Below are 12,406 nucleotides of genomic sequence, written 5' to 3'. Positions count from 1 at the left end.
TATCAGGCCATAAACAGGTAGTACACCAGGCCGACCTTGAGCCCAAGGATGATGATATAGACACCGCAATACTTCAGCGTGCCGGACATGATCGCGCTGCCTTGTCCCTCCATGCGTGTTGCCGACACCGCGATCGCAATACTTTGCGGCGATATCATCTTGCCGCCGGTGGCCCCTGCGGTATTTGCCGCAGCCAACCAGACGGGATCGACATGCAGCTTTTCCGCAGCCATGGTTTGCAACTTGCCAAACAGCACGTTGGAGTTGGTGTCGCTGCCGGTGACAAAGGTGCCTAACGCACCAATCACGGGAGCAATAAACAGATAGCCCCCTCCGGTGACGTCCACCAGGGTTTGTGCCAATGTGGCGATCAGTCCGCTGACATCCATTACCGTCGCCATGGCGACGATGGCGGTAATCGCGATGATCGAATTTTTGAGCTGTTTTACCGTGCTGACGAAGACATTCAGCATGGTCCCCAGATTCGCTCCCTGTATAAAACCGCCCAGCAGGCTGGCGATGATGATGAGGACGCCGGGAGTGGCAATCCAGTCGATCTTCAACTTCAGCACTTGTGTGTCCGTTAGGTGGAAGGGAATCACGGAAGCCACCTGAGAGACTGTGCTTTTGATGGCAGGAAATAACGGAGAGCAAAGCAGAATAAAGGTAAAAATCAGGATATAAATCGCACAGGCGCGCAGTAGTTGACTGGAGGAATAGCCAGATAGGGATGCGCGCTGAGCGCTATCGATAAGGTAGGTGGTATCGGTTTCTTTTTTACGGCATTTTGCCATTAACGTAACCGCAACCAGGCTGACTAAACTGCCAGCGAAGGCGGGCAATTCGGCACCGAGGTGAACGGCCACAATATACTGCGGCACCAGCGTGGTCACGCCGCACACCAGCGTAATAGCGAACACGCCGCGAATGGCTTTAATACCGCCGCCAACGATCGCGATGATCACAAAAGGCAGGAGAATGTTAAATAACGCCAGTTGCAATACCACCGTGGCGCTTAATGTGGTGACCGGAAGGTGAACCTGTTCCGCTAAAATAGAAACCGGAATGCCGACGGCACCAAAAGCGGTAGGGACAGTATTGGCGACCAGTGAGGCGATGGCCGCTTTCATCGGATCGAAACCGAGTGCGATAAGAATGCCGATGGGGATCGCAACGGCAGTGCCATAACCCGCCGCCGCTTCGAGGAAACCACCAAAACACCATGAAATCAGCAATACCTGAATACGCTTATCATCGCTGATACTGGCAAGGACATCCCGTAGTACATCCATACTGCGTGTTTTTTGCATCAGGTTATAACTGTATATCGCACCCAGAATAACGATGATAATTGGCCATAGCCCTTTCAGTGCGCCATAGCTTGCCGCTAACCCCAGCGTTTTCAGTGGCGTGTGCCAGAATAGGGCGGCGATCGCGACGGTTATCGTCAGCGTAATCAGTACCGCGTGATGGATAGGCATTTTTATTTTGAGAATAAGAACAATCATGACCAGCAGTGGGAAGCTACCCAGAAAAAAATATAAATAATCGTGCATAGCGGTGTCCTGACATCCTGATTTTAAGAAGTAAAAAAACAAGGAGTACCAACGTGGTGCTATATACACTTATATAGTGAGCGGTTATTAAATAATTTTAGCTGAATCGGGTCAGATGAAACAAAGAAGTGCGGAATGGGTGTGAAATTAATTACTTAATGGTTAATTTAATTAATTAAATGGTGTGGTAAGGGACGTGAACGAGTGAAAATCGCAGTGTTTATTTCATGAAATAGTGAAAAACGAACGGCACGCCAAAGGAGTTAAAAAGAAAGAAACAAAGAATGGTGCGTTCAATTGGACTCGAACCAACGACCCCCACCATGTCAAGGTGGTGCTCTAACCAACTGAGCTATGAACGCATTGAGATACCGAGCCGCCTGTTAGGCAGCGAGGCGAATAGTAGCGAGCAAGGTGAAAGCTGGCAAGAGGAAAAATGCAATTTTGTGCCCTTGCCAGCGCGATTGCTGGGGTTGTATCCATTCCGTCGTTTTTTTCGACGATACCCGTCATTCTTCAAGCTGCTTGTGCGTTGGCTGCCCTTAAATACTCGGCCCGTCGTGGGCCTCGCCCTAAAGGGCCGCTGCAAGCCGCGTTCAAATCCGCTCCCGGCAGATTTGTCACCCCAGTCACTTACTTGTGTAAGCTCCTGGGGATGAAATGAGAGACTTCCTGTCTCTCACCGAAGGCCAGCCGTTGGCTGGTCAAATTCGTTCCCGACGAATTTGTCGCTCGATTGCCGCATTACAAGGCCATAAATGAGCCTTGCCCTAAAGGGTCAACGCTTTGGCGTTGTTCAAAACGCTAGCGTTTTGTCACACAACTTGAATTATTTAGGGTAGAAGACAGGGTGAAACGTTATCTAGCGAGCGGCTCGCGCTAAAATTCGTGCGGCAGGCTGGCACTGAAGAAAACGAATCCGCGTCACCATCATCACCGCCGCTGCTGTCAGACCAATGATGAAACCGCACCAGAAACCCGCCGGGCCCATGCGCGGCACGACGATATCCGTCAAGGCTAGTAGGTAGCCGCTCGGTAATCCCAATATCCAATACGCAGTGAACGTAATATAGAAAATCGCGCGGGTGTCTTTGTAGCCGCGTAGTACGCCACTGCCGATCGCCTGTACGGCATCGGAAATTTGATAAACGGCGGCCAATAGCATGAGCTGAGAAGCCATCGCGACAACCAACGGATCCTGATTGTAGAGCAGGGCGATAGGCTCACGCAGCAGCGTGGTAAAAATTGCCGTACAACTGGCCAACGCGACACCGACCATGATACCCGTGTGTGCGGCAATGCGGGCGTTTTCAACCGAGCCCTCCCCTAATCGATGCCCGACACGGATGGTTGTGGCGACGCCAACCGAAAGCGGAAGAACGAACATCAGCGAACTGAAATTCAGGGCAATTTGGTGACCAGCCACATCGATGACGCCCAGCGGCAATACCAACAGCGCCACCACAGCAAACAGAGTGACTTCAAAAAGCAATGCCAACGCAATCGGTAGACCGAGGCCAAACAAACGTTTCAGCACGGCCACATCCGGGCGGAATGCGGGGCGATGAAGGCGGATATCACGTAGCCAGGACGCTCGTCGGGTATAGAGCATCATCAACAGCATCATGATCCAGTAAACCGATGCGGTAGCCACGCCGCAGCCGACTCCCCCCAGTTCTGGCATGCCGAATTTACCGTGAATAAAGATATAGTTAATCGGGATGTTGATTAGTAGCCCGATGAACCCGATCATCATACCCGGATAGGTTTTTGATAGGCCTTCACACTGGCAGCGCAACACCTGATAGAACAAATAACCGGGAACGCCCCACAGCAACGCATGCAGATAGCCGATGGCTTTTGCCGCCAATTCAGGTGAATCTTCGCTCATCAGATTAATGGCATATTCCCCCTGATACAGTACCAGCATCGTTAGCACGGAAATGAGGGCGGCCAGCAAGAAAGACTGTCGCACCTGATGAGAGATGCGGTCGCGTCGGCCAGAACCGTTGAGCTGCGCGACGACGGGGGTTAATGCCAACAGCAGACCGTGACCAAAAAGAATGGCGGGTAGCCAAATAGAGGTTCCCACTGCGACGGCGGCCATATCGGTGGCGCTATAAGCACCGGCCATGATGGTGTCAACCACACCCATCGACGTTTGGGACACTTGCGCAATAATGACAGGAACAGCAAGCGTCGATAATTTACGCGCCTCTGTCAGATACTGATGCACGGATACCTTCCTTGAATGACTTAACTTTGCTAGCGGGATGAATAATCTGGATATGAAAAACGTCAAGAATAGAACGAGAGCGTTATTGTAACGACTTAATAAAAGTAAACCAGCTTGAAAGAGAATATGTTCTTTTTGTTACGCTGCTGTTTCGATTGCGTTTGACGTGCGGTATTCCGGTTTGGTTTTCCACGGAATATCGGGCACACTGCATGCAGTCATTTCTTTGTTTTTAAGAGGCAAATCGCATGTTTACCGGTATTGTTCAGGGCACCGCACCGGTGGTGTCGATTGAAGAAAAAACCAACTTTCGCACGCACGTTATTCAACTTCCGAGTGACCTGCTGCCAGGGCTTACGCTCGGTGCATCGGTGGCGCACAATGGTTGCTGCCTGACGGTAACCGCCATTGATGGCGATCGCATCAGTTTTGACCTTATGAAAGAAACGCTGCGGCTAACGAATCTGGGCGATATTCATGAAGGCGACGTCGTGAATATTGAACGAGCCGCGAAATTTGGTGATGAGATCGGTGGACACGTCATGTCCGGCCACATCATGTGTACGGCGGAAGTGGTCAAGATTCAGGTTTCAGAAAATAATCATCAGATTTGGTTCCGCCTGGCAGATGAAGCGCTGATGAAATACGTGCTGCATAAAGGTTTCGTCGGGATTGATGGCATCAGTCTGACGGTGGGAGAAGTAACCCGCGGACGTTTCTGTGTGCATTTAATTCCGGAAACGCTGAGCCGTACAACGCTGGGTCAAAAGCGACTGGGGAATCGTATCAATATTGAAATCGACCCGCAAACGCAGGCCGTGGTCGATACCGTAGAACGCGTGTTAGCCAGCAAGCAGGCGAATGACCTCGCCAACGAAGCGTAATTCCTGCGTGGTATCTTTTTGTAAACCGGATGAACAAGATCATCCGGTTTTCTCTTTTCTCTTAGCGCGAAACGCGTAATCCACCGTCAATTCCACTGATACTGAATACGATCTGCCAGAGCTGAAGTTCTCTGGCTCTGAACGCCCCTGCGCACGCGCTCAGATAGTAACTAAACATCCGACGAAAGCGGGCAGTATAGCGTGTAGCAAGCTGCGGCCAGCCTTGTTGAAATCGTGCCTGCCAGGCCATTAATGTGCGATCGTAATCAGCGCCGAAATTGTGCCAGTCTTCCATCACCATGTAAGGCTCACTTGCCTGCGCGATGTGCTGTATGGATGGAATACAGCCGTTGGGGAAGATGTATTTATGAATCCAGGGATCAATATGTGGGTTGGTCTTATTAGCCCCAATGGTATGCAGCAGAAACAGTCCATCGGGTTTAAGACTGCGTTTCGCCATGCGAAAGTACGAGCCATAGTTGCGCGGGCCGACGTGTTCAAACATGCCGACAGAGACGATCCTATCGAATTGCTGGTTGAGATCGCGGTAGTCTTGTAGCGCAATGATGACGTCTAAGTCCTGACAGCGTTGTTGCGCCAGTCTTTGCTGTTCTCTGGAGATGGTGATGCCGTAAACGGAAACACCGTAGCGCCGCGCCGCAAACTCAGCAAGTCCGCCCCAACCGCAGCCAATATCCAACAGCGTCATCCCTGATTTTAGCTGGAGTTTTTCGCAAACCATGGTGAGTTTGTCTTCCTGCGCCTGCTCCAGCGTCTGTGCCTGTTTCCAATAAGCGCAAGAGTATTGCATGTAGGGATCAAGCATTAGGGTAAAAAGGTCATTACCTAAATCGTAATGTGCTTTACCGACAGCCTGAGCTCGCCTGCGGGACTGCAAATTGGTGACGCGGGAAATGGCGACTCGTGTCAGATCGTGCAAGCGACGAGGTAATGTATTTTCTAGCCCTGCGCGCAGGACGCGATGGAAAAATATATCCAGCCGTTCACACTCCCACCATCCGTCCATGTAACTTTCACCTAATCCCAGCGAGCCTTCTCGCAAGACGCGCTTAAAAAAGTTCGGATGGGTTACGTGGATGTCAAAAGGGCGAGTACCGTTGATCGCGATATCCGCAATGGCCAACATGTCCTGCATTATGTGAAACCAAGGCGCGGTATCGCGATCCCATTCTTCTGTGTAAGGTGATCCCATCATGCCCCCTTAACTTTATGTAAAAGTATCGTAAAACACTGGACAGCACTTATCTCAGCCGGCGTATCGGCTGTCACCAGAGGAAATGAAACACGGTATTAAATTTAGAACTGCTTCAGCCAGCAGACAAGAAACTGGGCTGAAGCAGAGAGGGAAAATGGGCAGGAATAGAAAAACCGTCTGTATTGGTCGTCGAGACTAGCGGCGATAATCGCGGAACGGACCATCGGCAACCGAGCGGCGTTCAATCAGCGTCGGGTGTACTTCAATGACGTGCGCATCTTCCCGCTTACTAGTAATACGATCCAGCAGCATAGAAAATGCGGATTGACCCAGGCGCTCCTTCGGCTGGTGGATGGTGGTCAGTGCTGGCGTAAAGAAGCGTGCGTGGCGCACGTTGTCATAACCGATCACCGAAATATCCTGCGGCACGCGCAGACCCAGTTCATCTGCGGCACAGATGGCACCCATCGCCATGATATCGCCACCACAGAATACGGCTGTAGGTCGATGTTTCTGCGCGAGAATCTGATGCATGGCTTTATAGCCGGATTCTGGTTCGAAATCACCCTGGACAATCCATTCGTCGCGCACGGTGATGTCGGCTTCCTTCAACGCTTTTAAAAAGCCGAGGTAGCGTCCGCTACCGGTGTTACGTTCTTGAATACCGGGGATTGCGCCGATATCCCGATGACCGCGCTCAATTAGATAGCGACCCGCCATATAACCGCCTTCAAAGGCGTTATCGATAATCGTGTCGGTAAAATCGCTGTGCATCTGTCCCCAGTCCATCACGACCATTGGAATGCTGCGATAATCTTCCAGCATGCCCAATAGCTCTGGCGGGTATTCGGCGCACATTACCAACAGGCCATCGACACGTTTTTGCGCCAACATGGAAAGGTAGGCGCGCTGCTTGCCAATGTCGTTATGAGAATTACACAACACCAGCGTGTAACCTTTGGCATAACAGCTGTTTTCGACCGCTTCAATAATCTCGGCGAAGTAGGGCGCTTCGCTGGATGTGGCCAGCAAGCCAATAGATTTGGTGTGATTAACTTTGAGGCTGCGAGCGACAGCGCTGGGAGAATAGTGCAATTCTTTGATTGCTGCCCTGACGGCTGCCTTAGTCTCTTCGGCGACGAAACGTGTTTTATTGATCACGTGCGATACGGTTGTGGTGGAAACGCCAGCACGTTTTGCCACATCTTTAATCGTTGCCATCTAAAAATGACTCCTGAACTTACCTGTTACAGACGTAAGTATATTGTTAATCGTTTGCCTACGTTTAAAGTTCTTCTTCTAAGCTAAAAAACAGGATTTCAGAAGGAGAATGCCGAATGCTATACCGAAGGGGTCTGGGTTGATGTTTTTCGACTGATACGCAGCGCTTTCATAAACAGCGGATTGTGTCCGATTTATCATGAAAGTGAAAGAGCTAATTTATACTATTAGTGATGCATTCGTCCGAGATTTTTCGCTAAAATTATGAAAGAATCGTAATAACCCTATTTTTTGTAGCCTTAGCCGCCTAAGTAGGTTCTGCTGCGAATGGCGGTGTCTTTTTTCAGATAAAGTTTCACATGAAGCTTGTTCGCTAATAAGGAGTGATTTATGGATACAAATTTGAAGATGTCTTTGCTGACAACGGTTGGCTCTTTGGCTGTGATCATCGTGTTTAGCTTTGTTGCGGTGCTGAACTAACCGATCGGTGCTTCTGCGCGGGTTAGGTATTCAGACACGTTAATGATGCATAAAACGTGTCTGAATCGCGAATTACTTAGGGTATACCAGATATAATCTGCTTAACGAATCGTCTGCGGTGTTACCACGCGCCGCGCGCCAACGTAGTGCTCCTGCCAGTAATCCTCACTCAGCTTGCTGATACGAATATCTGAACCTGTACGCGGTGACTGGATAAATTTCCCTTCCCCCAGGTAAACCCCGACGTGATCGGCTGCGCCACGATTATTGATACGGAAGAAGACCAAATCGCCACTTTCCAGTTCGCTCTTTTTAATCGGCGCGGCATCACGCAGGTGATACATTTCGTTCGCAGTGCGTGGAATTGGGATCTTAACGACGTCTTTATAAGCGTAATAAACCAACCCACTACAGTCGAACCCGGTAAAGGGTGAAGAACCGCCCCAGTGATAAGGTTTACCTATTTGGCTCATCAATTTATTCATGGCTGTAGTTTTGGCATGCTGATAGCGTTTTTTATGCGCTCCACTAAGCATCATGCCTTTTTCTGTCGGAGAAGGATTTTTATCAACTTTCCCTTTGAGCACGCTCTTCTTTAACCCGGTTTTTACTCTAGCCTGTGCTATTGTCTGCTTCTCTTCTTCAGGCCTCAGCTTTTTAATATTTTTCTTTACTAGCGCGGGCGTGCTGCTTTGTGTGCGTGACGGTGTTTTTTCTGTCAGTTTGTTAGCGCTACGGGGTTTGGTTTTATTGCTGACTGCGGTAGGTTCTGGTTTTTTGCTTTTGATCGGAGTCGGTGATTTAGCATTCCCCTTTGTTTGACGACTTTTCTTATTCGTTTCTTCAACGGCGCTTTTCTTCGGTGCTGAATGCGGAGTATGCGGCGCAGCCTGAACTAAATTCAGGGATAGATTACTGAAAAACAATATAAAAAGAGTAATAAATAAGCGCATAATAAAAGTGACCGAACATAATCCTTAACTCGCTCAAGCCGTACAGTATTCCTGAAAACAGCATCATAAAAAAGTGGGCACGGTCGCTTTATTCATACAGAATAGTGAAAAAACGTTAATAGTTATTTTTTCGATTGATTTATCAGCACTTTCTGGCGTTGATTTCATCAATAAGGTGAAGCGATAAGAGAAAATAACCCTACAAAAAATGGCGTTTTTTTGTGGCTAGTGGCATCGGTACAATATCACTGAGTCAATGTCGCTGTCGTAATAACTCTGACGGCGGCTCATGGCTAGCGTTTTGGACGTTAGCCATCCTATAGATTTAAGGAAGCAAGAAGATGACGACACCGACAATTGAAAAAATTCAGCGCCAAATTGCTGAAAACCCGATTCTGCTGTACATGAAAGGCTCCCCGAAATTGCCAAGCTGCGGTTTTTCAGCTCAAACCGTTCAGGCATTGTCTTCATGCGGTGAACGCTTTGCGTATGTGGATATTTTACAGAACCCAGATATTCGTGCTGAGCTGCCAAAATACGCCAACTGGCCGACATTCCCACAGCTGTGGGTTGACGGTGAACTGGTTGGCGGCTGTGATATCGTGGTTGAAATGTTTCAGCGCGGTGAACTGCAACAGTTGATCAAAGAAACGGCAGACAAATACAAAGCGCAGCAGGCCGATCAAGAGTAATGCTCTTATCAAGCATAATAACGATGCTAAATGTTGTTATGCTGCTAGCGTGAATCTTTCCTGCGGGTGCCTTAAGGCACCCGTTTTTGATTTCTGTCTTTCCCACCGTCTCAGTCTTCGGCTGACGCGTCTTCCAAAGAATTTTCTTCCAACGCAAGCGGCCATCCCCCCAGGCGTTTCCAGCGGTTGACCAACTCACAGAACAATAACGCGGTCTGATTGGTGTCATAGAGCGCGGAGTGCGCCTGGCTGGAGTCAAACGCAATACCAGCGGTAATACAGGCTTTAGCAAGAACCGTTTGGCCTAACACCAGGCCGCTGAGCGCTGCGGTATCGAAGGTGGCGAAAGGGTGGAATGGATTACGTTTCAGGCTACAACGCTCTGCTGCTGCTGCCATAAAGCTGTGATCGAATGTGGCATTGTGCGCCACGATAATCGCGCGGTTACAGCCCTGATCTTTGATCCCTTTACGCACGACTTTAAAAATTTCATGCAGCGCATCGTATTCGCTCACCGCGCCTCGTAGCGGGTTGGTGGGGTCAATGCCGTTAAATGCCAGTGCAGCCGGCTCCAGTATTGCACCTTCGAATGGCTCAACATGAAAATGTAGCGTTTCATCTGGCTGCAACCAACCGTCTTGATCCATTTTTAATGTTACCGCTGCGACTTCCAGCAAGGCATCGGTTTTCGCGTTAAATCCGGCGGTTTCAACATCAATCACTACCGGGTAAAACCCACGAAAACGACCGCTCAGGGCGTTCAGATCACTTTTATCAGCCATTTGTCTCTTAATCGTTAGCAAAACGCAGCGCGCATTATTGCAAATTTTGGCTGGAGATGCAGCATACCCGTTGCCATTTCAAATGGCGAAGGTGATAGAGGAATAGAGAAGAACAGGTGCCGATGTGACACCTGTATTGCGCAGCGTATTAGTGTCCGATGCCGTTACCGGCGTGAGCGTTTTCGATCAATTCGATTTTATAACCGTCTGGATCTTCAATGAATGCGATCACGGTCGTACCGCCTTTTACCGGACCTGCTTCACGCGTCACATTGCCACCCGCCTTACGGATGCGCTCACAGGTTGCGGCCACATCGTCAACGCCCAATGCGATATGACCATAGGCATTGCCCAGTTCATAGCTATCGACGCCCCAGTTGTAGGTCAGCTCGATAACCGCACCCTCGCTCTCTTCGGTATAACCGACAAAAGCCAGCGTGTATTTGTATTCGGTATTCTCGCTGGTGCGTAACACACGCATTCCCAGAATTTGAGTATAGAAATCAATAGAGCGTTGTAAATCGCCAACACGCAGCATGGTATGAAGTAAACGCATAGTGTCCTCGTTAAAAAGTGCAACAAAAGGGAAGTATAGCGTTGTGGCTCTGCTGAGTCCAAGCCGTTGGGATGATGCTAAAAATGCGACACTGCGGTGAGGTTTGTGTTAAAACGTACTATCAGGAGGGACAAATCGCGCACCCGGTTAATTTTAGACCGCTCTGCGTGTAAAAAAATCGTCAGTTATTACAATGGTTACCTAATTATTTTCATTGTGACTGTCCGTTTGGGCTTGCCAGCAGTAAAGAACAGGGCTTCAATAAATAGAGTTGTAGCGGGAGGTGTTGTGCCAGAGCAACTTGAACTCTTTGTTGTCCCTAATCCATGCCGTGGTATTTGTCAGGCGGATGAAGGCGGATATTGTCGTGGTTGCTTTCGTAATCGCAATGAGCGCTTTAGTTGGGGTCAAATGAGTGATGCGCAGAAACAGGATGTGCTGCGTCTGTGTCGGCAGAGAATGAAACGATTACAACGTTCAGAGAAAGCCGATGCGCCAGCAGAGTCCCATCAGCCATCGTTGTTTTAAGCCATTTTTATAGATGATCTATTTACGTGAAATTTTGTTTAAGCAACGCAGGAGCGTTCGATTGAATAAAATAAGCCTGAGATCATTTTTAAAAGACGTTTATTTGATAGAATCCACTTCCGTTAGGGTTCTATTTTTTACGATAATAAAATCGTTTTTTATTCTTATAAATCAGAGTTGATTGCAATCCAGGGATATAACTTAGCGTACTAACAATAAGGAGAGGTGATGGAATTGCCATTAGGATCTGATTTAGCCCGTCTGGTGCGCGTGTGGCGTGCGCTGGTCGATCATCGATTAAAACCACTTGAACTGACTCAAACGCATTGGGTCACGTTGCATAACATATACCATTTACCCCCTGGCCAGTCGCAGATTCAACTCGCCAAAGCAATAGGTATTGAGCAACCCTCATTAGTTCGAACACTGGATCAGCTTGAGGAAAAAGGGTTAATCACTCGCCATGTTTGTGCACACGATCGCCGGGCAAAACGTATTATGCTGACTGAATCAGCAGAGCCAATAATACAGGCAGTCAATGGCGTAATTAGTCATACACGTAGTGAAGTATTATTTGGTATTACGCCGGAGCAGGTTGATGAATTAGCGCTGCTGGTGGCGCGGCTTGAGAAAAATATATTGGCATTACATGAGAATCAAGCGTAGCTAAATTTGGGTTGCGCAGAGGGAGAATTAAATTCTGGTAAGATTACCGATACGTGCTATTGGTTATTCGTTCCGGGAGTTGATTATTCGTTGTGACGATCGCCGCTATCTGCGGCGATCGTCACACAACATTAGCGTGGAGAGACGGTAATACTGTGACCGTTGCTCGCCATGGCTACGCGTTGGCCTGCGCTGAATTTCGTATCGCCTTGTTTCTGTACCACCATAATGGTGCTACCGTCATCACGACGAATTTCCAGTTCTACGCCCTGTGTACGGTTCAGTGCACCCGTTGCGCCTTGACCCGCTACACCACCTGCCACCGCACCAGCCGCTGTCGCCAGACTACGACCAGATCCGCCGCCGATAGTGTTACCCAGGAATCCACCCAGTACCGCACCGCCCAGAGCACCGATAACGTTAGAATCTTCTCCCGCCTGAATCTGAACCGGACGCATAGAAACGATGGTGCCGTAGGTAACGCTCTGCACCTGCTTAGCTTCGGATGCACTGTACACATCACCTGAAAGCGTACTGGTATTAGCACAACCAGCCAGCGTGATACCAGCAAGGGTAACCACAAGTAAACGCTTCATCATAATAAAAACTCCTTAATAGCGAATATGTCGGGCTGGC

Annotated in this window: 13 protein-coding genes and 1 tRNA gene; 5 read left to right on the top strand and 9 right to left on the bottom strand. The window is 49.1% G+C overall.

Annotated elements, in window-relative coordinates; translation table 11 throughout:
• Nucleotides 1–2: 2 nt before the first annotated feature.
• The 3 genes from KP22_RS06285 to KP22_RS06270 all read right to left on the bottom strand — a co-directional run bounded on the left by KP22_RS06285 (nucleotide 3) and on the right by KP22_RS06270 (nucleotide 3,792).
• Nucleotides 3–1,556: an L-lactate permease gene (locus KP22_RS06285; protein ID WP_039299198.1), complete on the bottom strand. Its 1,554-nt coding sequence runs from the start codon at nucleotides 1,554–1,556 to the stop codon at nucleotides 3–5.
• A 285-nt stretch (nucleotides 1,557–1,841) separates the two neighbouring features.
• A tRNA-Val gene (locus KP22_RS06280) sits at nucleotides 1,842–1,918 on the bottom strand.
• Between the two features lie 500 nt (nucleotides 1,919–2,418).
• Entirely contained in the window at nucleotides 2,419–3,792 is a 1,374-nt protein-coding gene (locus KP22_RS06270) for an MATE family efflux transporter (RefSeq protein ID WP_039299201.1), read from the bottom strand.
• A gap of 248 nt (nucleotides 3,793–4,040) precedes the next feature.
• On the opposite strand from KP22_RS06270, the gene KP22_RS06265 reads away from it, so the two are divergent.
• Nucleotides 4,041–4,676 carry a riboflavin synthase gene (locus KP22_RS06265; RefSeq protein WP_039299204.1) on the top strand — a complete coding sequence of 212 codons (636 nt, stop codon included), beginning with the start codon at nucleotides 4,041–4,043 and terminating at the stop codon, nucleotides 4,674–4,676.
• Between the two features lie 61 nt (nucleotides 4,677–4,737).
• Here KP22_RS06265 and cfa read toward each other — a convergent pair whose 3' ends face one another.
• Both cfa and purR read right to left on the bottom strand, forming a co-directional pair.
• Nucleotides 4,738–5,889 (bottom strand): cyclopropane fatty acyl phospholipid synthase, encoded by a 1,152-nt coding sequence (gene cfa, locus KP22_RS06260; protein ID WP_039299207.1) that lies wholly within the window; start codon nucleotides 5,887–5,889, stop codon nucleotides 4,738–4,740.
• 198 nt (nucleotides 5,890–6,087) lie between these two features.
• On the bottom strand, nucleotides 6,088–7,113 hold the full coding sequence (purR, locus tag KP22_RS06255; RefSeq protein ID WP_039299210.1) for an HTH-type transcriptional repressor PurR: 1,026 nt from the start codon (nucleotides 7,111–7,113) through the stop codon (nucleotides 6,088–6,090).
• Nucleotides 7,114–7,503: 390 nt separating this feature from the next.
• On the opposite strand from purR, the gene cydH reads away from it, so the two are divergent.
• Nucleotides 7,504–7,593, top strand: a complete 90-nt coding sequence (gene cydH / locus KP22_RS22360) for a cytochrome bd-I oxidase subunit CydH (protein ID WP_154715561.1) — start codon at nucleotides 7,504–7,506, stop codon at nucleotides 7,591–7,593.
• A 101-nt stretch (nucleotides 7,594–7,694) separates the two neighbouring features.
• Here cydH and KP22_RS06250 read toward each other — a convergent pair whose 3' ends face one another.
• Entirely contained in the window at nucleotides 7,695–8,546 is an 852-nt protein-coding gene (locus tag KP22_RS06250; protein WP_039299213.1) for a C40 family peptidase, read from the bottom strand.
• A gap of 341 nt (nucleotides 8,547–8,887) precedes the next feature.
• On the opposite strand from KP22_RS06250, the gene KP22_RS06245 reads away from it, so the two are divergent.
• Entirely contained in the window at nucleotides 8,888–9,238 is a 351-nt protein-coding gene (locus KP22_RS06245; RefSeq protein WP_005972539.1) for a Grx4 family monothiol glutaredoxin, read from the top strand.
• Nucleotides 9,239–9,348: 110 nt separating this feature from the next.
• Here KP22_RS06245 and rnt read toward each other — a convergent pair whose 3' ends face one another.
• Nucleotides 9,349–10,020 carry a ribonuclease T gene (gene rnt / locus KP22_RS06240; protein ID WP_039299216.1) on the bottom strand — a complete coding sequence of 224 codons (672 nt, stop codon included), beginning with the start codon at nucleotides 10,018–10,020 and terminating at the stop codon, nucleotides 9,349–9,351.
• A gap of 148 nt (nucleotides 10,021–10,168) precedes the next feature.
• On the bottom strand, nucleotides 10,169–10,576 hold the full coding sequence (gene gloA, locus KP22_RS06235; protein WP_039299220.1) for a lactoylglutathione lyase: 408 nt from the start codon (nucleotides 10,574–10,576) through the stop codon (nucleotides 10,169–10,171).
• 288 nt (nucleotides 10,577–10,864) lie between these two features.
• Here gloA and KP22_RS21530 point away from each other — a divergent pair, with 288 nt between their 5' ends.
• Together KP22_RS21530 and slyA are read left to right on the top strand one after the other, a co-directional pair.
• On the top strand, nucleotides 10,865–11,104 hold the full coding sequence (locus tag KP22_RS21530; protein ID WP_072012542.1) for a DUF1289 domain-containing protein: 240 nt from the start codon (nucleotides 10,865–10,867) through the stop codon (nucleotides 11,102–11,104).
• A gap of 228 nt (nucleotides 11,105–11,332) precedes the next feature.
• On the top strand, nucleotides 11,333–11,770 hold the full coding sequence (slyA, locus tag KP22_RS06230; protein ID WP_039299223.1) for a transcriptional regulator SlyA: 438 nt from the start codon (nucleotides 11,333–11,335) through the stop codon (nucleotides 11,768–11,770).
• Between the two features lie 131 nt (nucleotides 11,771–11,901).
• Here the strand turns inward: slyA and KP22_RS06225 are convergent, their stop codons facing one another.
• Nucleotides 11,902–12,369, bottom strand: a complete 468-nt coding sequence (locus KP22_RS06225) for an outer membrane lipoprotein (protein ID WP_039299226.1) — start codon at nucleotides 12,367–12,369, stop codon at nucleotides 11,902–11,904.
• Nucleotides 12,370–12,406: the final 37 nt, after the last annotated feature.

It is taken from the genome of Pectobacterium betavasculorum, assembly GCF_000749845.1.
Taxonomy (GTDB): domain Bacteria; phylum Pseudomonadota; class Gammaproteobacteria; order Enterobacterales; family Enterobacteriaceae; genus Pectobacterium; species Pectobacterium betavasculorum.
This window is presented reverse-complemented; position numbering and strand designations above follow the sequence as displayed.

Excerpts from the sequence above, each read along its gene's own strand:
- KP22_RS06285 (WP_039299198.1), bottom strand. The coding sequence starts at position 1,556 with ATGCACGATTATTTATATTTTTTTCTGGGTAGCTTCCCACTGCTGGTC.
- KP22_RS06265 (WP_039299204.1), top strand. The coding sequence starts at position 4,041 with ATGTTTACCGGTATTGTTCAGGGCACCGCACCGGTGGTGTCGATTGAA.
- cfa (WP_039299207.1), bottom strand. The coding sequence starts at position 5,889 with ATGGGATCACCTTACACAGAAGAATGGGATCGCGATACCGCGCCTTGG.
- purR (WP_039299210.1), bottom strand. The coding sequence starts at position 7,113 with ATGGCAACGATTAAAGATGTGGCAAAACGTGCTGGCGTTTCCACCACA.
- cydH (WP_154715561.1), top strand. The coding sequence starts at position 7,504 with ATGGATACAAATTTGAAGATGTCTTTGCTGACAACGGTTGGCTCTTTG.
- KP22_RS06250 (WP_039299213.1), bottom strand. The coding sequence starts at position 8,546 with ATGCGCTTATTTATTACTCTTTTTATATTGTTTTTCAGTAATCTATCC.
- KP22_RS06245 (WP_005972539.1), top strand. The coding sequence starts at position 8,888 with ATGACGACACCGACAATTGAAAAAATTCAGCGCCAAATTGCTGAAAAC.
- rnt (WP_039299216.1), bottom strand. The coding sequence starts at position 10,020 with ATGGCTGATAAAAGTGATCTGAACGCCCTGAGCGGTCGTTTTCGTGGG.
- gloA (WP_039299220.1), bottom strand. The coding sequence starts at position 10,576 with ATGCGTTTACTTCATACCATGCTGCGTGTTGGCGATTTACAACGCTCT.
- slyA (WP_039299223.1), top strand. The coding sequence starts at position 11,333 with ATGGAATTGCCATTAGGATCTGATTTAGCCCGTCTGGTGCGCGTGTGG.
- KP22_RS06225 (WP_039299226.1), bottom strand. The coding sequence starts at position 12,369 with ATGATGAAGCGTTTACTTGTGGTTACCCTTGCTGGTATCACGCTGGCT.